A 23972-nucleotide genomic window follows, 5' to 3' on the forward strand; every position below is an offset into this window, starting at 1 on the left:
ATCATGTTGATGCGGGCGTCGCGCACGTACTGCTCCATGCCCCACTCGGAGATGTAGCCGTGTCCACCGAAGACCTGCATGCCTTCGTTGGTGGAGATGAACGCGTTGTCGCTCAGGAACGCCTTGGCGATCGGGGTCAGCAGCGCGACGAGGTCGGCCGCGTCCTTGCGCACGGCTTCGTCCGGATGCGACAGCTCACGGTCGATCTGCAGCGCGATCCAGTAGCTGAACGCACGGCCGCCCTCAGCATAGGCGCGCTGGGTCAGCAGCATGCGGCGCACATCCGGGTGCACGATGATGGGGTCAGCCGGCTTGTCCGGTGCCTTCGGACCCGACAGGCTGCGCATCTGCAGGCGCTCCTTGGCGTACGCCACGGAGTTCTGGTAGGCCACTTCGGTCAGGCCCAGGCTCTGCATGCCGACCCCCAGGCGTGCGGCGTTCATCATCACGAACATGGCGTTCAGGCCCTTGTTCGGCTCGCCGACCATCCAGCCCTTGGCGCCATCGAGGTTGATGACACACGTGGCGTTGCCGTGGATGCCCATCTTGTGTTCGATGGAGCCGCACTTCACGGTGTTGCGCTCGCCCGGGTTGCCGTCGGCATCGGGAATGAACTTCGGCACCACGAACAGCGAGATGCCCTTGGTGCCGCCCGGCGCGTCCGGCAGGCGGGCCAGCACCAGATGGATGATGTTTTCCGACAGGTCATGCTCGCCTGCCGAGATGAAGATCTTCGTGCCGGTGATCGCGTACGAGCCATCGGCCAGCGGTTCGGCCTTGGTGCGCAGGATGCCGAGGTCGGTGCCGCAATGCGGCTCGGTCAGGCACATCGTGCCGGTCCACACACCCGACACCAGCTTGGGCAGGTAACGCTGCTTGAGCTCGTCGGTGCCGTGCGCATGCAGGGCTTCGTACGCGCCGTGCGACAGGCCCGGATACATCGTCCAGGCCTGGTTGGCCGAGTTCAGCATCTCGTACAGCGCATTGTTGATCAGGATCGGCAGGCCCTGGCCACCGTATTCCGGATCGCAGCCCAGCGCGGGCCAGCCGGCCTCCACGTACTGCTGATAGGCCTCCTTGAAGCCCTTTGGTGCGGTCACCACGCCGTCGCCGTGGTACGTGCAGCCTTCGCGGTCGCCGCTCTGGTTGAGCGGGAAGATGACTTCGGAGCAGAACTTGCCGGCTTCTTCGATCACCTGGTTGATGGTGTCGGCATCGATCTCCGCGTGCTGCGGCATCTCCTTCAGGTGGCCCTCGACGTCGAGAAGCTCGTGGAGGACAAACTGCATGTCGCGCAACGGTGCGGTGTATTGACCCATCTCTGGTGCTCCTTGGTGTGTGCCGCGCGACCCGCTAGGTGTGCGATGCCGCGTCAGGTTCGGTAAGACTGAATCAGTTTGTTGAGAGCCACCATGGCCAGTTCGGCGCTGTTGGGCAACCGCAGGAAACGCGCGTCGTGATGCAGGCCCAGTTCCAGGCCGTACATCTCGAAGAGCATCAGCTGCGGGTCCACTTCCGCACGCAGGTGGCCTTCTTCCTTTGCCTGCTCGATCGCGCGGGTCAGTGCCGCCCGCCAGATCGTCACGCTCTTGACGAGTTCGTCGCGTACCGGACTTTCGGCACGATCGTCGTACTCCACCGCGCCGCTGATGTAGATGCAGCCCGTGGTGACTTCCTGAATGCGGCGCTCCATCCAGCGTCGCACCATGCTCCACAGGCGCGGCAGACCGCGCGGTTCTTTCAAGCTGGGGTAGAAGACTTCCTGCTCGAACCGTTTGTGATACTCGCGAACCACTTCCACCTGCAGATCCTCGCGCGAGCCGAAGTGCGCGAACACCCCGCTCTTGCTCATCTGCATGCGCTCCGCGAGCACACCGATCGTCAATCCTTCCAGCCCGTCGCGCGAGGCCAATTCCAGCGCGGCATCGAGAATCGCCGCACGTGTCAGCTCGCCTTTACGCATCGGCGTGGTGACTGCGTGATTGGATTCGAGACGAGCGGTCGGGTGACGCATGATGATTTCTCTCCGTTCTTTTCTGGGGCCTGACACGCCGGAATACGCTGGCAGAGCCAGCGCCCTGCAGGGCGCCCTTCGCGTGCCGGGCAGGACTGTAAACCAGCCTGCGCAAACACTCTAGCCCAAAATCGAACGGTCGTTCAATTATTTACAGGGCCCTGTTGACCGGCAAGTGTTTTATTAGAAAGCGACATCTAAATGAAGATGCCGGCTGCGCGTCTTTCGCAGCGCAGCGTGGAGCTCGTAGACCCTTTGTCTGCAACGCTTTGCAGGATGTGCACCGCACCTGGAATAAACGTGCGGCGCAGCCTCTCCGAGTGATTTTCTAGTGCTACCCGTCAGTACATAAACGGCAGAAATCACGCCGATGCGGAGTTCGCGCACATCGGACCGCGGCGGAAAATACGGGCATCCATTTCACGCAGATCGGCCGCCACGGCAACGTCGGCCGCACATTGAGCAAGCACGTCCCGCTGCAGGTCGATGCCGGGGGCGATCTCGGTGAGGGTCAGCCGCCGGCCGCCGCGGCCGTCGTCGCGCATCTCGAACACCGCCCGCTCGGTGACGTAGCGTACCGGGATGCCCGAGCTGGCCGCGTACTCGCCGTTGAAGGTGAGGTGCGAGACGGCCGGCACAATCTTCTTGAGCCGTCCTTCGCGCACGATGCGCAGCTTGCCGTCTTCCGCCTCGACCTGCAGGCCGCCGGCGGTGAGGGTGCCCATGAATACCACCGAACGTGCGCTCTGCGTGATATTGATGAAGCCGCCGACGCCAGCAACGACGGTATCGCCGCCTTCGCCGAACAGGCTCACGTTGACGTTGCCGGCGCCATCGAGTTCGGCCAATCCGAGGATGGCGAGGTCGATGCCGCCGCCCTCATAGAAATCGAACTGCGCGGGCTGGTCGACCACCGCCTCGGGATACGCCGAGGCGCCGAAGCTCAGGCCATCCGCAGGCGTGCCGCCAATGGGGCCGGCTTCCACGGTGAGCGTGAAACCCCGCGCCCCTTCCTGCTCGGCCAGCGCACCGACGGCTGCCGGCATGCCCACACCCAGGTTCACCACACGCGGCTGCTGCGCCATGAGCTCCAGCACCGCGCGTCGCTGCACCAGCGTGCGGGCGTCGAGCGCGCCGTGCAGATTGGCCTGCAGCGCTTCGCTGGCTTCGAGGGCGTCTTCCTTGAGCTGGAGGGCCTCGCCTTGCCAGGGGCGGATGTACGTTGGGTTGAAGGCCTCGCCGAAGGTCATCTGGTGCTCGGCTTCGTCTTCGGCAACCACCACGTAGTCTACGAGGATGCCGGGCACGTGGATCGCTTGCAGGTTGTCATGCCGATCCACCAGCCGGCGCACCTGCGCGATGACCATGCCGCCGGAGTTACGCGCCGCCTGCGCCATCGCCAGCAGCTCGTGGTGGAAGGCTTCTTCATGCGTGCTGATGTTGCCGCGCGGGTCGGCCGAGGTTCCGCGCAGGAAGACGCAGTGCAGGGGGAAGCTGGGGTAGAACAGGTAGTCTTCACCGCGAAAGCGCTCGTACTCGACCCACGAAGCGGTGCCCGCTGCCCGGGCCGCCTTCGCACGTGCATTGATGGCTGCGCCGTGATAGCGCGCGTCGAGCTCCGTGCGTGGGTCCACGAACGTGTGCAGTCCGATCTTGGTGAGGACGCCCGGCTTGCCGCCGGCGATGGCGCGGTACAGATGCGTGAGCACCCCCTGCGGCAGGTTGAACGCATCGCACTGCTCGGCGAGTGCCATGTCGGCCAGCCGCGTGGCGGAGCGCCAATGGCCGCCCACCACGCATCGCGTCATGCCCGGATTGCCGAAGTGGTTGACGCCGCGCGTGGCGCGATCGCCCTGCCCGGCGGAGTAAACCAACGTCAGATCGCGCGGCTCGCCGGTTGCCAGGAAACGACGTTCCAGCGCATGCGTGACGGCCTCGGCGTGGCCGGCGCCGACAAACCCCGCGCACGCGACCGTCCACCCAGGCTGCACCAGCCGGGCGGCTTCGTCGGCTGTGATGACTTGCATGTCTCCTCCGTCCTTGTTTGTTGTGTTGATGTCGGCGGCGCTAATACTGCGCCGCGCGCCCGCTGATGATGACGCCCAGCCGTACCACCTGGTAGGCGAACCAGTCGGCCAGGCGCCACCACCAGCGCCGCGCTGCGTGCGCGTCGGCCAGCACGCAGCGCCCGTGCTGCGCGATGGCCGCTTCGAGCGCGGCGCGCAACTCGTTGGCCACGGTGGCATCCCAGACCACCACGTTGGCCTCGCGCGCGAGCAGCAGGCTGAACGGGTCGATGTTGCTTGAGCCGACGGTCGCCCAGCGCTCGTCCACCACCGCCACCTTGGCGTGCAGGAAGCTGGCGGTGTATTCGTGGATCTCCACGCCGTCACGCAGCAGCATGTGATACAGCGAGCGCGTCGCGTAATGCTGCAGCCGGTATTCGACCTGGCCCTGCAGCAGCAGGCGCACGCGCACGCCCCTGTGCCGGCAGGCAGCCAGCGCGCGCATGAACCGCACGCCCGGCAGGAAATACGCGTTGGCGATGATCACCTCGTGTCGCGCCGTGCCCAGCGCGCGCAGGTATTCGCGCTCGATCGCGCGCCGGTTGCGCACGTTGTCGCGCAGGACCAGCGACGCCAGCACGCTGCCTGGCGCAGGTTCGCTCTCGCGACCGGATGCGCCACGATGACGGGGCCGCGGCGTATCGGTGATCAGCGGAAAATCGGCTGCCACGCCGGTCACGCCCACCTGCCGCATACCGGCGCGCACGCCCATCTGCCACCACAACCGGTCTGCCGTCAGCGCAATCTGCGCCACCAGCGGCCCGCGCACACGGACCGCAAAGTCATACCGCGGCCCCAGCGATGCATCGTCGAACGGCGCATGGTTGAGATCATCGATGATGTTGATCCCGCCGACGAACGCCACGTCGTCATCCACGACGGCGAGCTTGCGATGCAGGCGCCGCAGGTAGCGACGCTGCAGGCGAAAGCCGCGCACCGGCCGATAAACGCGCCACGTCACGCCCGCTGCGTCGAGCATCGCTGCGAGGTCGGGCGGCAGCGTTCCGGTTCCGAACCCGTCGATGGTCAAATGGACTTCGACGCCCCGCCGTGCAGCCCGCGCGAGCGCTTCTGTCACGCTGCGCCCGGCCGCATCGTCGGCGTAGATATACGTTTCGATCGCGACGCGGCGCGTGGCGCGATCGATCGCTTCGATCAGCGCGGGGAAGAATTCGCCGCCGCCGCACAGGAGGTCGACGTTGTTGCCCGGCAGGGGCTTACCCCGCCGCCATTCCGAACGCAGCGGCCCGGCATCATGCTGGCCCTTCATGGACGCGCCAGTTCTGCCAGCAGTGGCACGTGGTCGGAGCGCTGCGCCCATTCACGGCCGGTCAGCGCATGCGCGCGTTCGACCTCGAAGCCGCGCACGTAGATGCGGTCGAGCCGCAGCCAGGGCAGATGGCTGGGAAAGGTGCGCACGGGCCGCGCATCGGCGGCCTTGTCGGCCACTTCAACGGCGCCCAGGGCCTGGCAGATGACACGGTCGAGACGGTTGTTCCAGTCGTTGAAATCGCCTGCCACCACGAGCGGCGCTTCTTTCGGCACCACGGCGCGCACGCGTTCGATCAGCGCCTCGGCCTGGCGCTGGCGGCTGCGTGCAAACAGGCCGAAGTGCGCGCACAGCAGATGCACGTCACCGAAGCCGAGATCGGTGACGGCGTGCAGCAGCCCGCGCTGCTCGAAGCGGTGGTCCGAGATGTCGAGGTTCTCCGACAGCAGGATCGGAAAGCGCGACAGGATGGCATTGCCGTGGTGCCCATACTCATACACGGCATTGCGGCCGTAGACCGTGTGCGGATACACATCGGTCGCGAGGTAGCGCAGCTGCGTGTAATTCGGGTCGAACAGTTCGGCGGCGACGAGGCGGTCGTTGCGGTCCTGCACTTCCTGCAGGAAGACGATGTCGGCGTCCATGGTGTGCAGGCCCTGCCGCACGTCATGCACGCGCACGCGGCGCGCGATGCCTGTCACGCCTTTGTGGATGTTGTAGGTGGCGACGCGCAGACGCAGCATGTCACACCTGATCCTTGACGAGCGCGGCCCGCCGCGCGGTGTAGGCAGCCAGCCGTTCCGGAAGCTGAAGGATGGCCTCGGCGTTGCTGCGCGAGAAGCAGCGCGCGGCGGCGTCTTCGTAGGGCAGCCATTCGGCCTGCAGGTGCTCACGCGGCGAGAGCCGGACCGGCACCTTCCCGCTCACCAGCAGCCCGAACCAATGCTCGGTATTGCGCGTGACGCCCGGCGCGTAGCGGTGCCGCCAGTGCGGGTAGATCTCGTATTCGATGTGGTGGCCCCAGTCGATCAGATGGTGCCCGGCCGCATCGATGCCGGTTTCCTCCAGCACCTCGCGGCGGGCGGTCTCGGCCAGGGGCTCGTCCAGCGCGTCGCAGCTGCCGGTGACCGACTGCCAGAAGCCCGGGTGGTCCGCCCGCTCCATCACCAACACATGCAGGTCGGGCGTGTGGATGACGACGAGGACGGAAACGGGAATCTTGTGCGGCATGTCAAGGGCGTTGCGGTGCACGGCGCGAACGCGCCGCAGGGCCATAGCTTACCGCAGCCAGAAGCGTGCCACCCTGACGGTCAGCGCGCCGTGGCAATCAGGCGGCTGACGAAGGGCCTTGGCCGGCACGTGCCCTGGCCAGCCACAATGCCGTGTCGTCCGCCGCGGTTTCGTGGCCAAGCTCGCGGCGTGCCGCGGCCAGCAGCGGATCGAGGGCCGCCGCGTAGTCTTCCGCGGCCCGCTGCGACTGGGCCCACAGCGCCTCGGCGCGGTCGGCAAGCTGTTGCCGCAGCGCGGCAAGCTGCGCGGTGAGCTCACGCTCGCGATTGCCCAGCACGTTGAACTTCTGGATAAGGAAACGCTGCACGTCGGTCTGTTCCGATTGCGCATTGGCCTGCTCGAAGCGCTCCACGATCACGGATGTTTCACGTTCGATACGATGCAGCTCGCCGGTGCCGTCGCGTTCGGCGGTTTCCAGCGCCTGGACGGCACGGCGCTCGGCGAGCAGGGCGCGCGCATGGTCGGCAAACCGCCGTTCGGCGGCGAGGTAGGCCTCGGCCAGCGGCCGCGGCGTGTCGTACACCATCGGATGCACAGGCGAATCGGGTGCGACGGCGGGCAGCGCCGTATCGGGCAGGCGAAGATTGGCGACGGCATGCAGCCACTGCATGCGCTCGGCGGATTGAAGGCTCAAGGCCCGCATCGCCTGTGCCAGCGCCGTGGAAGGGCCGGAGGGCATCGTGCCGGCCGGATGTGCGCCCTGCGCCGCTGCAGCAATGTCGGGGACACATGCGGCGACGGTCGTGGCGACAGCCTCGGTCATCGCCATGGCAGCGCGACGTGTGGCGCGGCGCAGTTCGACCCAGGCCAGCGTCATCATCACGAGTGCGGCTACCAGCCAGGTGAGCAGAAGTTCAGCATGCGCGGCCGCCCATACGCGCACAAAATCGACGAATTCCATCAGAACGGTCTCCTTTCGTTGTCACCCCGCGTGACTGCAACAAAAAGAGTGCGTTCAGCATGCAATGTTCCCGCGTCGGCACCGCACAAAGAACGAACCGCGCCGCCCTTGCGGGCTGGCGCGGTTGCCTTGAGGTGAAAGCCCGCGGGCAGTCAGGCGGTCGTTGCGGCCGTCGGCGCAGCTACCTTGCCCTCGGCGGCACGCAGGCGGATGTGCAGTTCGCGCAGTTGCTTCTCGTCGACCGGGCTCGGGGCCTGCGTGAGCAGATCCTGCGCACGCTGCGTCTTCGGGAAGGCAATGACATCGCGGATCGAATCGGCGCCGGCCATCATCGTGACGATGCGGTCCAGGCCGAACGCGATGCCACCATGCGGAGGCGCGCCATATTGCAGCGCATCCAGCAGGAAGCCAAACTTGGCACGCGCCTCTTCCTCGCCGATCTTCAGGGCACGGAAGACCTTGCTCTGGACTTCCTCCTGGAAGATCCGCACCGAGCCGCCACCGATTTCCCAACCGTTGAGGACCATGTCGTAGGCCTTGGCCAGGCACTTGCCCGGATCGGTCTCGAGGTATTCGAGATGCTCGTCCTTCGGGCTCGTGAACGGATGGTGCATCGCCACCCAGCGCGCGTCCTCCTCGTCGTACTCGAACATCGGGAAGTCCACCACCCACAGCGGCTTCCAGGCGTCTTCGAACAGGCCGTTGCTCTTGCCGAACTCCGAGTGGCCGATCTTCAGGCGCAGCGCGCCCATGGCGTCGTTGACGACCTTGGCACGGTCGGCACCGAAGAACAGGATGTCGCCATCCTGTGCGCCGCTGCGCTTCACGATCTCGGCGATGGCGGCGTCGTGCAGGTTCTTCACGATCGGCGATTGCAGGCCGTCGCGGCCCTTGGCCACTTCGTTGACCTTGATCCAGGCCAAGCCCTTGGCACCGTAGATTTCGACGAACTTGGTGTACGCGTCGATATCGCCGCGCGACAGCGAAGCTCCGCCCGGCACGCGCAGTGCGACCACGCGGCCGCCTTCAGCGTTGGCCGGGCCGGAGAACACCTTGAAGTCGACGTCCTTCATGGCGTCGGTCAGCTCGGTGAATTCCAGCTTGACGCGCAGGTCCGGCTTGTCCGAGCCGAAACGGGCCATCGCCTCGCGGAACTCCATCACCGGGAACTTGGCGTCCAGCTCGACCGACATGGTGTTCTTGAACACCGTGCGGATCATCTCCTCGAACAGGTCGCGGATTTCCTGCTCGCCCAGGAACGAGGTCTCGCAGTCGATCTGGGTGAACTCGGGCTGGCGGTCGGCACGCAGGTCTTCGTCGCGGAAGCACTTGGTGATCTGGTAGTAGCGGTCGAAGCCCGACACCATCAGCATCTGCTTGAACAGCTGCGGTGACTGCGGCAGCGCAAAGAACTGACCGGCGTTCACACGCGAGGGCACGAGGTAATCGCGCGCGCCTTCGGGCGTGCTCTTGGTGAGCATCGGCGTTTCGATGTCGATGAAACCCTGCGCATCGAGGTACTTGCGCACTTCCATCGCGACCTTGTAGCGCAGGCGCAGGTTGTACTGCATCTGCGGGCGGCGCAGATCCAGGACGCGGTGCGTCAGGCGCGTGGTTTCCGACAGGTTGTCGTCGTCGAGCTGGAACGGCGGCGTGACGGAGGCATTCAGCACCGTCAGTTCATGGCACAGCACCTCCACCTTGCCGCTGGCCAGGTTGGCGTTCGTGGTGCCTTCCGGGCGGGCGCGCACGACCCCCTTCACCTGCAGGCAGAACTCGTTGCGCACGCCTTCGGCCACCTTGAACATCTCGGGGCGGTCCGGGTCGCAGACGATCTGGACCAGGCCTTCACGGTCGCGCAGGTCGATGAAGATCACCCCGCCGTGGTCGCGGCGGCGGTGCGCCCAGCCCGAGAGCGTGACGCTCTGGCCGAGCAGTTGTTCGGTGACCTGACCGCAGTATTGAGTACGCATTTGCATGTTGTGGTTTTCCGCGAAGCGCGCCGCCAACAGAGCGTCGCGCGTGAAAAGTTGAGGAAGGCTGGCAGGGTGATGCGCGCTGCCGGCCGAATACGTGATCAAGGGGCTGAGACGGCGCCGCCGGCATCGGGCAGCGCGGTCGGATTCGAGGGGTCGCGCGGCGATGCTGCCGGCGACCGGTCCTCCGTCTGTTGAGAGGCATCGGGCGGGTCCATGCGGCGCGGCAACGCTTCAGGCGCCACCACACCCATCGACACGATGTACTTGAGCGCCGCATCCACCGTCATGTCCAGCTCGATGGTATCGGCCTTGGGCATCATCAGGAAGAAGCCCGACGTCGGGTTCGGCGTGGTCGGCACATACACGCTGACGTACTCGCCTTGCAGGTGGTTTTCAACATCCCCGCCAGGGCGGCCGGTCAGGAAGGCGATCGTCCAAGACCCTTCGCGCGGGTACTGCACCAGCAGCGCCTTGCGGAACGCATTGCCGTTGGACGACAGCAGGGTGTCGGACACCTGCTTCACGCTCGAATAGATCGGGCCGACCACCGGAATGCGGCCCACCAGCGCTTCCCACCACGTCACCAGCTTCTGGCCGATGAAATTGTGCGCTGCCACACCGACGATCAGGATGAACGCCAGGGTGAGGATCGCGCCCACACCGGGGATACGCCGGCCGAACAGCTGATCGGGCTGCCAGGCCGACGGCAGCAGCGCCAGGCTCTGGTCCATCGTGCCGATGATGAGTGACAGCACCCACAGCGTGATCGCAAGCGGGACGAGCACCAGAAGACCGGTCAGGAACCACGTCTTGAGTGCGCTGGTTTTTTGTTTCATGGAGTGGCGGGCCGAGAGATGAGCGACGCGTTCAGTGGCACGCGCACGACGTGCCGCAACCGCCGGAGGCCGCCGGGGCGGCGCTGGCAGCCGACGACGCACTCTCCGACGAAGCCGCCGGCGCGGCGGCGTCCGTCTTGGCGCCCGTGCCGGCAGCCGACGTGCCGCCCGAACCGCCGCGGAAATCCGTTACATACCAGCCCGAACCCTTGAGCTGGAAGCCCGCGGCAGTCAGCTGCTTCTTGAATGCCGGCGCACCGCAGGCGGGGCAATCGGTGAGCGGCGCGTCGCTCATCTTCTGCAGCACATCCTTGGCGTGGCCGCAGGCGTCGCATCGATAAGCATAGATCGGCATGGTGTCCTCACCCTGAAACAAACGAAGTCGAGAAAGCGATTGGAGAATATGCCTGCGCAACGCACGAACACGGCGCGGAACGCGCACAGGCTCGCGGAAGATCAGGGCAGACGCGCCGATTGCAAGTACCGGCGCGCAAAGCCTTGAATTATAAACCCTTTCGAGGAAATTCCCGACCGCCCATGCAGAACCGGCGATGGCCACGCGCCATAAAGTGGCACACCGTGCACGCCGCGTGCAACCGCCTCAGCTTTGCGTGGCCGCATTGGTGGTCGGAGCGCGATTCTCGATCCACTGCGGGCCCAGCGAGCCGAGGATCATGGCGCTCAGGCTGGCCAGCAAGCCGACCAACTGTGGCGGAAGCGCCGCATCCGGATGGAACACCTCGCATCCGATCCAGACCGCCAGACCGACGACGATGGCTAGCAGGCCGCCCTGCTTCGTCGCGCGCTTCCAGAACAGGCCGAAGGCCAGTGGCACGAACGCCGCCACCAGTGTGACCTTGTAGGCGCTCTCGACCATATGGAAGATCGACAGGTGCGAATTCAGCGCAAAGAGCGTCACCAGCACGGTGAACGTGAGGACCACGGCCTGCATCACGCGCAGGAAGCGCTTGTCCTCCATGTTCGGGAGCAGCGGGCGCAGCACGTTTTCGGCGAATGTGACCGACGGTGCAAGCAGCGTCGCGCTCGCGCAGCTCTTGATGGCCGAGAGCAGCGCACCGAAGAACATCACCTGCGCAAATACAGGCGCATGCTGCAGCACCAGGTTGGGCAGGATCAGCTGCGAGTCCTTTTCGATGTACTGCTTGACCATCTCGGGGTCGATCAGCGTGGCCGAGTACGCCAGGAACATCGGCACGAACGCGAACATGAAATACAGCACGCCGCCCAGCACCGAAGCGGCTCCGGCAATGCGCTCCGTGCGCGAGGACGTGACGCGCTGGAACACGTCCTGCTGCGGGATCGAGCCGAGCATCATGGTGATCCACGCCGTTGCAAACCCGATGATCTCGATGGGATTGAGCGATGGCCAGAAGGAGAACTTGCCCGAAGCCGCCGCGTGCGCCACCACGGTGCCGACGCCGCCGGCCTGGCCCGACACTTCCCAGCCGATGTACAGCATGCCGATCACGATGATGATCATCTGGATGAAGTCAGTCACCGCCACCGACCACATGCCGCCGAACAACGTGTACACCAGCACGCTGCCCGCGCCGATCATCATGCCCAGCTCCTGCGAGACCGCGCCGTCCGACACCGTATAGAACACCAGGCCGAGCGCCTTGATCTGCGCCGCCACCCAGCCCAGGTACGACACGACAATGCACAGGGTGGTGAGCGTCTCTGCCAGGCGCCCAAAGCGGTTGCGGTAGAAGTCGCCAATGGTGAGCAGGTTCATCCGGTACAGCGGCTTGGCAAAGAACAAGCCCACCAGCACCAGGCACAGCGATGAACCGAACGGGTCCGCCACCACGCCATGGAGGCCGTCCTTGAGGAACTCTGCGGGGATGCCCAGCACGGCTTCGGAACCGAACCAGGTAGCGAACACCGTGGCGGTCACGACATAGAACGGCAGACTGCGTCCGGCCACGGCAAAGTCGGCGGTATTGCGCACGCGCAGCGCGGCCCATAGGCCGATCCCGACCGAAATCACCCAGTAAATAATGACAAACCAGATCAGCATGGCACGCGCGAAAGAGGCTGGAAATCCCATCGGCGGCCAGGGGCGCCGGGCGAAATGGCGGGATTATAGCGATGGGACTGTGCGCCGGGGCATTGGTGCGACCACGAATGCCGGCGTTTTGCTGTTTTTTTACGCAGGGCCCCGCGACGGGCGGCGGCAGGCTTTTTTCGGACCGGCGCCTATGTTGCTTTGCACCAACAGCCAGGCCCGCCGCGTTGCCGTTCAGTCGGCGCGGCGCCGCCAGACCTGCCAGCGCTCACGGCCCGCAAAGACCGGAATCGACTCGGTTTCGGCGATCGGCGTGTCGCTGATGCGTTCGAAGCTCGGCGAGAGCAGCGCGTCCAGTTCGGGCTGCGTGGTCTCGAACGGCGGCCCCTTGGGCACGGCCTCCCTGCCCTCGACCACGGCAAAAAACCCGGCCAGCAAGCCGCCCGGCGGCAGAAGCGCTGCGACCTGCGCGGCGTAGCCGGGCCAGAGCCGGCGCGGCATGGCGCACAGAAACGCGCGTTCGTAAATCCACTGCACCGGACGGCGCGGCGCAAAGCGGAAGAAATCGGCCAGCTCCACCACATCGGCGTGCGGGCCGAGGATGGCCCGGGCGGACGCCACGGCACTCGGTGCAAAATCAATCGCGGTGACCGGCCAGCCGCGCTCGGCGAGCCACCCGGCCTCGTAGGCATTGCCGCAACCGGGAATCAGCGTAGAAAGCGGCGTGGGCTGCGCCTCGCAAAATTGCCGAAACGCGTTTGGCACGCCGCGGGCGTCCCAGGGCGTGTGCTCGCGGCTGAAGCGCTCGTCCCAGAAGGCCGGGTCGGCGGCGTCGCGGGTTTGGAAGACGGGCGGTTCAGCCATGGCAGCGCGAGGATCAGGGATCAATGCCGGGCCAGCCACGCCAACACGTGCGTGGCGATGATGCCGACGGCAAAACCGCCGACGAACAGCAGCGCCGCCGACAGCAAGCGATTGGTGCGCCGCTGTTCGGCCAGCAGCGCAGTCAGCGCCGCCGTCTGCGCATGGCCGTCGTCGCGCGCGTGGCGATCCAGGATCTGGTGCATCAGGCGCGGGAAGTCGGGCAGCTTGTTGGCCCACTGTGGTGCTTCCACCTTCAGGCGGTCGACAAAGCCGCGCCAGCCGACCTGCTCGTGCATCCAGCGTTCGAGGAAGGGCTTGGCGGTCTTCCACAGGTCGAGATCCGGATCGAGCTGGCGGCCGAGGCCTTCCACGTTGAGCAGCGTCTTCTGCAGCAGGACGAGCTGCGGCTGCACCTCCACGTTGAAGCGGCGCGAGGTCTGGAACAAACGCATCAGCACGAGGCCCAGCGAGATCTCGCCGAGCGGCCGGTCGAAATACGGCTCGCAGCACGCGCGGATGGCGCCTTCCAGTTCCTCGACGCGGGTCTCTTCCGGCGCCCAGCCTGACTCGATGTGCAGCACCGCGACGCGATGGTAGTCGCGCTGGAAGAACGCCAGGAAGTTCTGGGCGAGGTAGTTCTTGTCGAACTCCGACAACGCGCCGACGATGCCGAAATCCAGCGCGATATAGCGACCCAGCGTCTCGGGCGCCACACTCACGAGGATGTTGCCGGGGTGCATGTCGGCGTGGAAGAAACCGTCGCGGAAGACCTGCGTGAAGAAGATCTCCACGCCGTCGCGCGCGAGCTTGTGCATGTCCACGCCGGCCGCGCGCAGCTCTTCGGTGTGCGAAATGCGCACGCCGTGCATGCGCTCCATCACAAAGACTTCCGACGTGCACCAGTCCCAGAACACCTCGGGCACCAGCAGCAGATCCGACTTGGCGAAGTTGCGGCGCAGCTGGCTGGCGTTGGCCGCCTCGCGCATCAGGTCCAGCTCGTCGTGCAGGTACTTGTCGAACTCGGCGACGACCTCGCGTGGCTTGAGGCGCTTGGCGTCGGCCCACAGTTTTTCCATCCACGTGGCCAGGTCCCGCATGAGGGCGAGATCGCTGTCGATGACCGGCAACATGCCCGGGCGCAACACCTTGACGGCGACCTCCCGGCCATCGCACGGGCCACCGCGCAACGTCGCGAAATGCACCTGCGCAATCGATGCGCTTGCCACCGGATGATGGTCAAAGCGATGGAACAGCGCCGACAGCGGTTTGCCCAGCGACTTCTCGACGATGGCCGCCGCCACCTTGGGGTCGAACGGCGGCACGCGGTCCTGCAGCTTGGCCAGTTCGTCGGCCACATCGGGCGGCAGCAAGTCACGCCGCGTCGACAGCACCTGCCCGAACTTCACGAAGATCGGACCGAGCTGCTCGAGCGCCAGCCGCAGACGCTCGCCACGCGGGCGCTTCGGCTTGCGGCCGAGCGTCAGCAGCCAGACCAGCGCGCGGATGCGACGGCTCTTGAAACCCGACAGTGCGAGCTGATCCAGCCCGTAGTACAGGATGACGAAGACGATCTTGCCCAGCCGAAGGAGACGCGTCATGCCAATTCACCCCGACGTCGCATCTCGGCTGCGGGGCGCGAACGTGCCTCGAGCCGTTCCAGGCGCTTGGCGAGCCGCGCCTCGGCATCGCGCAGCGCGGCCACGTCGGCGGCAAACTGCGCCAGGCGCGCGTGTCGGACGAGCGTGGGTCGCTCATCGGTCAGGTACGACCCAACCGATTCCGCCAACGAACGGCCGACGCGGGCGGCCTCGATGCGCGCAGCCTGGGCACCGCTCACCATGCGCTGCGCGATCACGTCGCCGAAGACCCGCGACAGATCTTCCGCCGCATCCCAGCGCAGGTTTCGCAGCAGCGTCGAGAGCGCGTTGGCGAACTCCGCTTCACCGTCGATGCGCACATGCTTGAGCACAGCCGCCTGGCCGCCGGTGGCGTAATCGCTGGCCGCGGCTGCAAGCGGCACCACCACCGTCACGGCGGGTTCGACATCGGCCGCCGGCGCGATCACCAGGCCGGCCGCGTCCACCTGCAGCGTGATCGACAGGGGCGCCAGATCAAACTGGGCCGCGCGGCCCGCAAACGGCCGTAGCATCTCCTGGGCCCAAGGCTCCTGACGCAGCAGGTGATTGAGCGCAAGCAGCAACGGCTGCATCAGCACGGACGGAAACGGAGACGAGGAGGCTGTCGATGACATGCAGTGGTGAAACGCAGGAAGCGGGCTAGCCGACGGGCAGCAAAAAGGGCCCGAACCGGTCGGTCGGGCCCTATTTTACGGGCAATGGTGAAACGGCCGTTCGCGCCGCTTCAAGTCGTCACCGCATCACTGCAACTGCTGGATGCCAGCCAGCACCCAGCCGCCGGCACCTTGCGTGGGCTTGGACAGGTTCCACACCTCGGCGAACGGCTGCGCCGGCGCGTTGGCTTCTTCGCGGATCATGCCCGAGAACCGCACGCTGGCCAGGTACTCGCTCGCCTGCGTCTCGATGCCAAGCAACTCCGCCTCGACCGAAATCACGTCGGTCTTGTTCGGCGCGGCACCACGATCGGCCAGATCCATCTTGATCTCGGCAAACATCTCCGGCGTCGTGAACTCGCGGATGTCGTTCAGGTTGCCGGCATCCCATGCGGCCTGCAGGCGGATGAAGTAGACCTTGGCGTTGCGCAGGAACGCCTGCGTGTCGAAATCAGCGGGCACGCCCCACGGCTGCTGCGGTGCGGCAGCGGCAGCGGCAGGCTGCGCGTTGAGCGCCGGCTCGGCGGGGCCGCCCAGGTTCCAGGATTGGGCAGCCGTCGGTGCGCCTGCACCCAGGCCCGACGTGTTGCCGGTGTTCAGCGACGAAGCCACCGGCGTGGAAGCCTGCGGGGCCGGAGCGGAAGATTGCGGCACGTACGGCTCGCGGTCGCCGCCCAGCGACGGGCCACCCGTGGCGTAGGCCGGACCTTGCGGACGGCTGCCGCGCACCTTGCGGATGATCCACATCACCACGAAGGCGATCAGGGCAATCAGGATCAGGTTCGACAGGAATGAGGCGAGGCCAGCGCCCAGACCGAACTTCGACAGCAGATAACCGAGGCCCAGGCCGGCAGCGAGGCCGCCCAGCATACCGCCCCAGTTACGCCCCGGCTTGGCCGCAGGCGCTGCCGGAGCCGGTGCCGCCGGCGACGGCTGCGCCGCCGGTGCCGCCTGCTGCGTGGGCAACGGCGTGGTAGCCGGCGGTGTCTGCTGGCGCTGTGTCACGGTGGACGACTGCTTGCCGACGCTGCGGCTGCCGCCCATGCGCTTGGCGTTGGCGTCCAGCGCCGTGCCAAATGCGAGCGTCGCAACCAGCGCGCCCGCCATCAATTTTCCACCCCAGTGCAAACTCATCGCTGTCTTCTCTCCAATAGGCAGTGACGCCATCAGATGAAGACGTCCATGCCGAATTCAATGTGAAGGATCGTGGCATATCGCCGCAGCGCGCTGCATCGCCCGTCCGGTGGACAACGAAAGCGGCTTAGAGCCGACGGCCAACGTGCAGTGCCACGACCCCCGCCGTCAGATTGAAGTATTCGACCGAGTCCAATCCGGCCCGTTCCATCATCTGCTTGAGCGTTTCCTGGTCCGGGTGCATGCGGATGGACTCCGCCAGATACCGATAGCTCTCGGCGTCGCCCGCCACCTTGCTGCCCAGCCACGGCAGGACCTTGAACGAATACACGTCGTAGGCCTTTTCCAGCGGCTGCCACACCTTCGAGAACTCGAGCACCATGACCTTGCCACCGGGCTTGACCACGCGGCGCATCTCTGCGAGCGCCCGATCCTTATGCGTCATGTTGCGCAAGCCGAATGCCACTGTCACTACGTCGAAGTAAGCATCTGGAAAGGGAATGTGCTCCGCGTCGCACAGCGCGGTCGGAGTCAGGACGCCGGCATCGAGCAGGCGGTCGCGGCCGACGCGCAGCATGGACTCGTTGATGTCGGTCAGCCACACCTCACCGGTGGGGCCTGCCTGGCGCGCGAACGCCTTGGCCAGGTCGCCCGTGCCGCCGGCGATGTCCAGCACCTTGTAGCCGGGGCGTACCGCTGCCTGGGCGATGGTGAACATCTTCCACACGCGGTGCAGGCCGCCGGACATCAGGTCGTTCATCACGTCGTACTTGCTCGCGACGGAATGGAACACGCCGGCGACCTTGCTGGCCTTCTCGCGCTCGTCGACCTGCTGAAATCCGAAGTGGGTTTGGCTCATGACGGAAAAAGAGATGCAGATGCAGCGCGCAGGCGCTGCGAAGTGAATCGGAAATCAGTGGCTGTGCCCGCAGGCGTGCCCGGCGTTCGGTGCCATCGGCGCGTCACGGTCCAGGCCCGCTGCCGCGAGGCGATCGAGATACGCCTGCCACAGCGCGTCTTGTTCTACGCCCAGGCGATACAGGTACGCCCAGTCGTAGATGCCGGAATCGTGGCCGTCGGAGAACAGCGGCCGGATCGCATAGTTGCCGACCGGCTCCACCCCCACGATGCCGACATCGCGCTTGCCGGTCTGCAGCACTTCCTGGCCGGGCCCGTGCCCCTGCACTTCGGCAGACGGCGACAGCACGCGCAGATACTCGAAGGGCAGCCTGAAGTGCTTGCCGTCGGCAAAGGCGATCTCGAGCACGCGCGATTGCGTATGCACCGTGATGCCGGTCGGGTGCGGGGTGTCGGCGGACAGTCCGGCCATGAAAACGTCTCGTTGATTGCGTAAGAACGATGTACTAGGAAGCCGCGAGCGCCACGGGCGCAGGCTCCTCCACGACCCGATAGCTTACCGCAGTCAACAGGTCGCCCTCGGGGATGTAGCGCAGACGGCGATGGTGGAACCGAGCCACGGTGCTGCGGTGCGCCACGCTGACGATCGTCACATCGGGCATCGATTCGAGGAGGAGGCTGTACATGAACGCCTCGGTGTCTTCGTCGAGTGCGCTGGTGGCCTCGTCCAGGAACAGGTAGTCGGGACGCTGCAGCAGCGCGCGCGCAAAGGCCAGGCGCTGCTGTTCGCCCGGCGACAGGCGCAGGCTCCAGTTGCTGACCTCGTCTAGCAGGCCGACCAGCCCTGGCAGACGGCACGCGGTGAGCACCTGCTCCAGGCGCTCGGCGGTGTACTGCGTGGCGAGATCGGGATACGACAGCGCATCGGCCAGCGTGCCCGAGGGCAGGTAGCTGCGCTGCGGCAAGAACAGCACGCGCGCGCCCTCGGGAACCTCGATGCGACCGGTGCCGTACGGCCAGATGCCGGCCACGGCGCGCACGAGCGTGCTTTTGCCGCAGCCGGAGGGGCCGTTGACGAGCACGCGTTCGCTGCGCCCGATCGTCATGTCAAACGGCTCGACGAGCAGGTCTTCGGGTGCGCGGTTCGGCAGGTTCAGCGCGAGGCCGTGGGCCTCGATGGCGGGCACGGCAGCGGTTTCGACCTCGACATCGCGCACCCCGGCTCGGCGTTCCTCTTCCCGCTCGGCGGCGCGGATGGCGCGCTGGAATTCGATCAGACGGTTCGTGGAGGCTTTCCATGTCACCAGCGTGCGGTAGTTGGTGACGAACCACGACATCGCATCCTGCACCTGCCCGAACGCGGTGGCGACCTGCATCATGCCGCCCAGCGTGAGCGTGCCGCCAAAGTAGCGCGGCGCCGAAACCAGAAACGGAAAGATGATGGCGAACTGCGCATAGCCGGAGCTCGCAAACGTGAGACGCCGCGTGTAGTCCATCAACTGGTTCCAGTTGGCACGGATACGCTCGAAACGGCCACGGAGAATGGCTTTTTCGGTCGGCTCGCCGCGGTAGAGCGCGATGCTCTCGCTGTTCTCGCGCACGCGCACGAGCAGGAAGCGGAAGTACGCCTCGTAACGCTCCTGCTGGAACGACAGCCCGATCAGTGGCCGCCCCACGAAGTGGATGATGACCGAGCCCACGATCGAGTACAGCAGCGCAAACCAGACCATGTAGCCCGGAATCACGAAATCGTGCCCCCCCAGACTGAACGCCAGCGGCCCCGACACCGCCCACAGGATGCCGAAGAACGACACCAGCGTGACGGCGGAATTCAGGAAGCCGAGCGCCAGCGTGAGCGTCGCATCGGTGAAGGTGCGCAGGTCATCGGCGATCCGCTGGTCGGGGTTGTCCGCGCTGTGGGTCTGTTCGAGGCGGTAGAACGCCTGCTTGCCGAGCCAGTCGTCGAGGAAGCTGCCGGTGATCCACGTCCGCCAGCGCATCTGCAGCATCATCGAGTAGTACAGCCGCATGATGGAGCCGATGATCAGCAACGCGGCGATCCACGAAAAACGCCCCAGCTGTATCCAGAACTCGCCGTAGTTCTTCTGCTCCAGGGCGTTGTAGAAGAGCCGGTTCCAGTCCGTGAACAGGACGTTCATGTAGACGAGGAACAGGTTCAGGCCGATCACCAGCGCAAGCAGCCCCCAGGCCTTGTGGCGGTCTTCCGAAAACCAGTACGGGCGGATGAGCTTCCACGTCTCGGGCAGGTTCAGCCGGCCGTGGTGGACATTCAGCTCGGCGATGGAATCCTTGCGGGAATCGGCGGTGGCGGCGGTGCGCGGTGTCGTCATGGCGAGGGCTGTGACACGACAGAAAAGGAATCTGACGATCTGCGCGGCCGGCGGGTTCCGCGCAGGACGATGGCGACGCGTAGCCGACGGCGGACGCTCAAACGTCGGCGAGCGCCGATTGCAGGGCGTACGACAGCGCTGGCAGCCTGGCGGTGATGTCTGCCAGGCGCGCGGCATCCGGCTCGCGCTGCGCCGGCCCCCACACGGCTTCTGGAAAGTGCGTGTCCCACCGGTAGCGTGGGATGACGTGCCAGTGGAGGTGCGGCACGAAGTTGCCGAAGCTGGCAAGGTTGATCTTGTCCGGCACCAGCTCGGCGCGCAGCACGCGCTCCACGCGCGCCACGACTTCCATCAGCCAGTGGCGATCGGCGTCGGGCAGGTCGGTCTGCTCGGCGACGTGGTCGTTCCAGATGACGCGGCAAAAGCCCGGAAAGCGCGCATGCTCGACCAGCACCACGCGCGCCCGGGCATTGCGCCAGACGGGCTCGCCGCCATCGGTCTCGCACAATGCGCAGCCGGGCGCCCGTTCGCCGGTCGTCGCAGCCGTCACACCAGAACCCGCTCGATGCCGCCGGCGTTGGCCTGCGCGACGTAGTCCTGCAGCCAGGTTTCACCGAGCACGTGACGCGCCATCTCGACCACGATGTAGTCGGCCTGCACCGAAACATCTTCGGTGTAGCGCGACAGGCCCTGCAGACATGCCGGGCAGCTCGTGAGGATCTTCACGTCGCCGTTGAACGCCTCGCCGCCCTGGCCTGCGGTCTGGCCGAGACTGCGAAGCTTGTCGGCGCCCTTCTGCATCTCTTCTTCCTTGCGGAAGCGGACCTGCGTGGAAATGTCGGGGCGCGAGATCGCCAGCGTGCCCGACTCGCCGCAGCAGCGGTCGTTCTTCTCGATCGCCCGGGTCTGGCCATCGGCGCCGATGTTGCCGCCCATCAGCTGGTTGACCAGCTTGGTGGGGTCCATCGTCTTGATCGGGGTGTGGCAGGGGTCGTGGTACATGTACCGCGTGCCTTGCACACCGTCGATCTTCACGCCCTTCTCCAGCAGGTATTCGTGAATGTCGATGATCCGGCAGCCCGGGAAGATCTTGTCGAATTCATACCCCGCGAGCTGGTCGTAGCAGGTGCCGCAGCTCACCACCACCGTCTTGATGTCGAGGTAGTTGAGCGTGTTGGCCACGCGGTGGAACAGCACGCGGTTGTCGGTGACGATCTTCTCGGCCTTGTCGAACTGGCCAGTGCCGCGCTGCGGATAACCGCAGCACAGGTAGCCCGGCGGCAGCACGGTCTGCACGCCGGCATGCCACAGCATCGCCTGCGTGGCCAGGCCCACCTGCGAGAACAGGCGCTCCGAGCCGCAACCCGGGAAGTAGAAGACCGCCTCGCTATCCGGCGTGGTGACCTTGGGGTTGCGGATGATCGGGACGATCTCGTTGTCCTCGATGTCCAGCAACGCGCGCGCCGTCTTCTTGGGCAGGTTGCCCGGCATCTTCTTGTTGATGAAGTGGATCACCTGCTCGCGCACCGGCGGCCTGCCCACCGTGGCGGGCGGATGCGCGGTCTGCTTCTTGGCGAACTTCTTCAGGATGTCATTGCCCAGACGCTGCGCCTTGTAGCCCCAGTCGAACATCACCTTGCGGGTGAGGTTGATCGTCTCGGGGTTGGTCGCGTTCAGGTAGAACATCGCCGCTGCGGTGCCGGGGTTGAATTTCTTCTGCCCCATCTTGCGCAGCAGGTTGCGCATGTTCATCGACACATCGCCGAAGTCGATCTTGACTGGGCACGGCGTCACGCACTTGTGGCACACGGTACAGTGGTCGCCCACGTCGGCAAACTCTTCCCAGTGCTTGATCGACACGCCGCGGCGCGTCTGTTCTTCGTACAGGAAGGCCTCGATGAGCAGCGACGTGGCGAGGATCTTGTTGCGCGGGCTGTACAGCAGATTGGCGCGCGGCACATGCGTGGCGCACACCGGCTTGCACTTGCCGCAGCGTAGGCAGTCCTTGATCGATTCCGAGATGGCGCCGATGTCGCTCTGCTGCATGATGATCGACTCGTGCCCCATCAGGCCGAACGACGGCGTATAGGCGTTGCGCAAGTCGGCGGCGATCGCCTGCGGGTCGTTGATGTCGCGCAGCAGCTTGCCCTTGTTGAAGCGGCCGTTCGGATCGACGCGGCGCTTGTAGGCGGCGAAGTCCGCGATCTCGTCGTCGGTCAGGAACTCCAGCTTGGTGATGCCGATGCCGTGCTCGCCCGAAATCACACCGTCCAGCGAACGCGCCAGCGTCATGATGCGGGCCACCGCCTTGTGGGCGTCCTGCAGCATGTCGTAGTCATCCGAGTTGACGGGGATGTTGGTGTGCACGTTGCCGTCGCCGGCGTGCATGTGCAGCGCCACGAACACGCGGCCGCGCAGCACCTGCTTGTGGATCGCCTGCGCCTCGTCGAGGATCGGCTTGAACTCGCCGCCGTTGAAGATCTTGCGCAGCTCGGCGCGGATCTCGGCCTTCCACGACACGCGGATCGTGCGGTCCTGCAGCAGGTGGAACAGGTTCGCGTCGGGCTGCGTCTCGAGGCGCTCGTCGATGGTCTGCGCGAGATAGCCGAGCCCGAGGCCGATCAGGCTGGCGCGCACCGTGTTCACCGGCGTGTCGAGATGGTCGAGCAGGTACTGCCAGCGGGCGCGCGTGGCACGCACCAGTTGCTGGGCCTGCTGGACGCGGTCTTCCAGCAGTTCGGCGCTCGGGATCTCGTTGGCGTCGTCGGTGCGGCCCAGCGGCAGGTCGCCGCGCGCGAAGAAGTCCTGCAGCGCGTCGGCCAGCTTGAGCTTGTTTTTGATCGACAGCTCGATGTTGATGCGCTCGATGCCGTCGGTGTACTCGCCCATGCGGTTGAGCGGAATCACCACGTCTTCGTTGATCTTGAAGGCGTTGGTGTGCTTGGCAATCGCGGCCGTGCGCGAGCGGTCGAGCCAGAACTTCTTGCGCGCCTCGGGGCTCACGGCCACGAAGCCTTCGCCGCTCTTGCCGTTGGCCAGGCGGATCACTTCGGAGGTGGCGCGCGCCACGGCGTCATCGTCGTCGCCGACGATGTCACCGATCAATACCATCTTCGGGAACGCGTTGCGCTTGCTCTTGGTGGCGTAGCCCACCGCGCGCAGGTAGCGCTCGTCCAGGTGTTCCAGGCCCGCGAGGATCGCGCCGCCGGGCTTCTTGGTCTCGGCGTCGAGGTAATCCTTGATTTCGACGATGCTCGGGATCGCGTCACGCGCCTGGCCGAAGAACTCCAGGCACACGGTGCGGATCGACTTCGGCATGCGGTGCAGGATCCAGCGCGCGCTGGTGATGATGCCGTCGCAGCCTTCCTTCTGCACGCCAGGCAGGCCGGCCAGGAACTTGTCGGTGACGTCCTTGCCAAGGCCTTCCTTGCGGAACTTGCGGCCTTCGATGGTGAGCGTCTCGGTGCGCAGCAGCTTGGCGCCGAGGGGCGCATTGCCGTCGAACCACTTCAGCTCGAACGTGACGACCGGCGCATCGTGGATCTTGCCGAGGTTGTGATTGAGGCGCTGGACTTCGAGCCAGTTGCCGTCCGGGTCAACCATGCGCCACCAGGCGAGGTTGTCCAGCGCGGTGCCCCACAGCACGGCCTTCTTGCCGCCCGCGTTCATGGCCACGTTGCCGCCGATGCACGAAGCGTCGATCGAGGTCGGGTCCACGGCGAACACGAGGCCGGCCTTTTCCGCCGCATCGGCCACGCGGCGCGTGACCACGCCGGCGCCCGAATAGATGGTCGGCACGGGGTGGTCGACGCCCGGCAGGTCGGTCATCTCGACTGCGTCCAGACGCTCGAGCTTTTCGGTATTGATGACGGCCGAGAACGGCGTGAGCGGCACGGCGCCGCCCGTGTAGCCGGTGCCGCCTCCGCGCGGAATGATGGTCAGCCCGAGCTCGAAGCAGCCCTTGACGATGCCGGCGATCTCTTCTTCCGTGTCGGGCGTGAGCACCACGAACGGGTATTCCACGCGCCAGTCGGTGGCGTCGGTCACGTGCGACACGCGCGACAGGCCGTCGAACTTGATGTTGTCCTTG

Annotated in this window: 20 protein-coding genes; all 20 read right to left on the reverse strand. The window is 65.9% G+C overall.

What is annotated here, in order from left to right; genetic code table 11:
- A partial coding sequence (locus A6M56_RS02565) for an acyl-CoA dehydrogenase family protein (RefSeq protein ID WP_286757723.1) occupies window positions 1–1319 on the reverse strand: 1319 nt, incomplete at its 3' end.
- A gap of 53 nt (window positions 1320–1372) precedes the next feature.
- A complete protein-coding gene (locus A6M56_RS02570) occupies window positions 1373–1963 on the reverse strand; it encodes a TetR/AcrR family transcriptional regulator (RefSeq protein ID WP_045787761.1) in 591 nt (196 codons plus the stop codon).
- A gap of 413 nt (window positions 1964–2376) precedes the next feature.
- Window positions 2377–4041 (reverse strand): acyl CoA:acetate/3-ketoacid CoA transferase, encoded by a 1665-nt coding sequence (locus A6M56_RS02575; RefSeq protein WP_062739070.1) that lies wholly within the window; start codon window positions 4039–4041, stop codon window positions 2377–2379.
- Window positions 4042–4081: 40 nt separating this feature from the next.
- Entirely contained in the window at window positions 4082–5350 is a 1269-nt protein-coding gene (gene clsB / locus A6M56_RS02580; RefSeq protein WP_102080727.1) for a cardiolipin synthase ClsB, read from the reverse strand.
- Entirely contained in the window at window positions 5347–6093 is a 747-nt protein-coding gene (locus tag A6M56_RS02585; protein WP_045785791.1) for an endonuclease/exonuclease/phosphatase family protein, read from the reverse strand. Before A6M56_RS02585 ends, clsB begins: the two co-directional genes overlap by 4 nt.
- Before the next feature lies 1 nt (window position 6094).
- Window positions 6095–6580 (reverse strand): dihydroneopterin triphosphate diphosphatase, encoded by a 486-nt coding sequence (gene nudB, locus A6M56_RS02590; protein WP_045787760.1) that lies wholly within the window; start codon window positions 6578–6580, stop codon window positions 6095–6097.
- Between the two features lie 97 nt (window positions 6581–6677).
- The gene (locus A6M56_RS02595) at window positions 6678–7544 is read right to left on the reverse strand and encodes a hypothetical protein (protein WP_180964294.1); all 867 of its coding nucleotides are present in this window, start codon (window positions 7542–7544) and stop codon (window positions 6678–6680) included.
- Window positions 7545–7693: 149 nt separating this feature from the next.
- Window positions 7694–9520 (reverse strand): aspartate--tRNA ligase, encoded by a 1827-nt coding sequence (gene aspS / locus A6M56_RS02600; protein WP_045787759.1) that lies wholly within the window; start codon window positions 9518–9520, stop codon window positions 7694–7696.
- 98 nt (window positions 9521–9618) lie between these two features.
- Window positions 9619–10356, reverse strand: a complete 738-nt coding sequence (locus A6M56_RS02605; RefSeq protein WP_045785789.1) for a DUF502 domain-containing protein — start codon at window positions 10354–10356, stop codon at window positions 9619–9621.
- A gap of 31 nt (window positions 10357–10387) precedes the next feature.
- A complete protein-coding gene (locus tag A6M56_RS02610; RefSeq protein WP_102080967.1) occupies window positions 10388–10711 on the reverse strand; it encodes an FmdB family zinc ribbon protein in 324 nt (107 codons plus the stop codon).
- A gap of 246 nt (window positions 10712–10957) precedes the next feature.
- Window positions 10958–12397 carry a high affinity choline transporter 1 gene (locus A6M56_RS02615; protein ID WP_045785788.1) on the reverse strand — a complete coding sequence of 480 codons (1440 nt, stop codon included), beginning with the start codon at window positions 12395–12397 and terminating at the stop codon, window positions 10958–10960.
- Between the two features lie 222 nt (window positions 12398–12619).
- Window positions 12620–13249 (reverse strand): class I SAM-dependent methyltransferase, encoded by a 630-nt coding sequence (locus A6M56_RS02620; protein ID WP_102080725.1) that lies wholly within the window; start codon window positions 13247–13249, stop codon window positions 12620–12622.
- Window positions 13250–13269: 20 nt separating this feature from the next.
- Complete coding sequence (gene ubiB, locus A6M56_RS02625; protein WP_045785786.1) at window positions 13270–14847, reverse strand: ubiquinone biosynthesis regulatory protein kinase UbiB; 1578 nt, start codon at window positions 14845–14847, stop codon at window positions 13270–13272.
- Window positions 14844–15500, reverse strand: coding sequence for a ubiquinone biosynthesis accessory factor UbiJ (locus A6M56_RS02630; protein ID WP_102080724.1), 657 nt, complete (start codon window positions 15498–15500; stop codon window positions 14844–14846). The genes ubiB and A6M56_RS02630 overlap by 4 nt, the downstream gene beginning before the upstream one ends.
- Window positions 15501–15626: 126 nt before the next feature.
- Entirely contained in the window at window positions 15627–16673 is a 1047-nt protein-coding gene (locus A6M56_RS02635; RefSeq protein ID WP_180964281.1) for a TIM44-like domain-containing protein, read from the reverse strand.
- Between the two features lie 127 nt (window positions 16674–16800).
- A complete protein-coding gene (ubiE, locus tag A6M56_RS02640; RefSeq protein WP_102080722.1) occupies window positions 16801–17532 on the reverse strand; it encodes a bifunctional demethylmenaquinone methyltransferase/2-methoxy-6-polyprenyl-1,4-benzoquinol methylase UbiE in 732 nt (243 codons plus the stop codon).
- 54 nt (window positions 17533–17586) lie between these two features.
- Entirely contained in the window at window positions 17587–18003 is a 417-nt protein-coding gene (locus tag A6M56_RS02645; protein WP_045785782.1) for a gamma-butyrobetaine hydroxylase family protein, read from the reverse strand.
- 34 nt (window positions 18004–18037) lie between these two features.
- On the reverse strand, window positions 18038–19882 hold the full coding sequence (locus A6M56_RS02650) for an ABC transporter ATP-binding protein/permease (protein ID WP_102080721.1): 1845 nt from the start codon (window positions 19880–19882) through the stop codon (window positions 18038–18040).
- A gap of 97 nt (window positions 19883–19979) precedes the next feature.
- The gene (locus A6M56_RS02655) at window positions 19980–20432 is read right to left on the reverse strand and encodes an HIT family protein (protein WP_045785780.1); all 453 of its coding nucleotides are present in this window, start codon (window positions 20430–20432) and stop codon (window positions 19980–19982) included.
- Window positions 20429–23972: FAD-binding oxidoreductase (locus A6M56_RS02660; RefSeq protein ID WP_286757725.1), on the reverse strand; the 3544-nt coding region annotated here is incomplete at its 5' end. The genes A6M56_RS02655 and A6M56_RS02660, both read right to left, overlap by 4 nt.

Source organism: Ralstonia sp. RL (assembly GCF_001683835.1).
Classification (GTDB): domain Bacteria; phylum Pseudomonadota; class Gammaproteobacteria; order Burkholderiales; family Burkholderiaceae; genus Ralstonia; species Ralstonia mannitolilytica.

What these genes read in the sequence shown, in the direction of transcription:
- A6M56_RS02570 (WP_045787761.1), bottom strand. Translation starts at nt 1,963, where the DNA reads ATGCGTAAAGGCGAGCTGACACGTGCGGCGATTCTCGATGCCGCGCTG.
- A6M56_RS02575 (WP_062739070.1), bottom strand. Translation starts at nt 4,041, where the DNA reads ATGCAAGTCATCACAGCCGACGAAGCCGCCCGGCTGGTGCAGCCTGGG.
- clsB (WP_102080727.1), bottom strand. Translation starts at nt 5,350, where the DNA reads ATGAAGGGCCAGCATGATGCCGGGCCGCTGCGTTCGGAATGGCGGCGG.
- A6M56_RS02585 (WP_045785791.1), bottom strand. Translation starts at nt 6,093, where the DNA reads ATGCTGCGTCTGCGCGTCGCCACCTACAACATCCACAAAGGCGTGACA.
- nudB (WP_045787760.1), bottom strand. Translation starts at nt 6,580, where the DNA reads ATGCCGCACAAGATTCCCGTTTCCGTCCTCGTCGTCATCCACACGCCC.
- aspS (WP_045787759.1), bottom strand. Translation starts at nt 9,520, where the DNA reads ATGCAAATGCGTACTCAATACTGCGGTCAGGTCACCGAACAACTGCTC.
- A6M56_RS02605 (WP_045785789.1), bottom strand. Translation starts at nt 10,356, where the DNA reads ATGAAACAAAAAACCAGCGCACTCAAGACGTGGTTCCTGACCGGTCTT.
- A6M56_RS02610 (WP_102080967.1), bottom strand. Translation starts at nt 10,711, where the DNA reads ATGCCGATCTATGCTTATCGATGCGACGCCTGCGGCCACGCCAAGGAT.
- A6M56_RS02615 (WP_045785788.1), bottom strand. Translation starts at nt 12,397, where the DNA reads ATGCTGATCTGGTTTGTCATTATTTACTGGGTGATTTCGGTCGGGATC.
- A6M56_RS02620 (WP_102080725.1), bottom strand. Translation starts at nt 13,249, where the DNA reads ATGGCTGAACCGCCCGTCTTCCAAACCCGCGACGCCGCCGACCCGGCC.
- ubiB (WP_045785786.1), bottom strand. Translation starts at nt 14,847, where the DNA reads ATGACGCGTCTCCTTCGGCTGGGCAAGATCGTCTTCGTCATCCTGTAC.
- A6M56_RS02630 (WP_102080724.1), bottom strand. Translation starts at nt 15,500, where the DNA reads ATGTCATCGACAGCCTCCTCGTCTCCGTTTCCGTCCGTGCTGATGCAG.
- A6M56_RS02635 (WP_180964281.1), bottom strand. Translation starts at nt 16,673, where the DNA reads ATGAGTTTGCACTGGGGTGGAAAATTGATGGCGGGCGCGCTGGTTGCG.
- ubiE (WP_102080722.1), bottom strand. Translation starts at nt 17,532, where the DNA reads ATGAGCCAAACCCACTTCGGATTTCAGCAGGTCGACGAGCGCGAGAAG.
- A6M56_RS02645 (WP_045785782.1), bottom strand. Translation starts at nt 18,003, where the DNA reads ATGGCCGGACTGTCCGCCGACACCCCGCACCCGACCGGCATCACGGTG.
- A6M56_RS02650 (WP_102080721.1), bottom strand. Translation starts at nt 19,882, where the DNA reads ATGACGACACCGCGCACCGCCGCCACCGCCGATTCCCGCAAGGATTCC.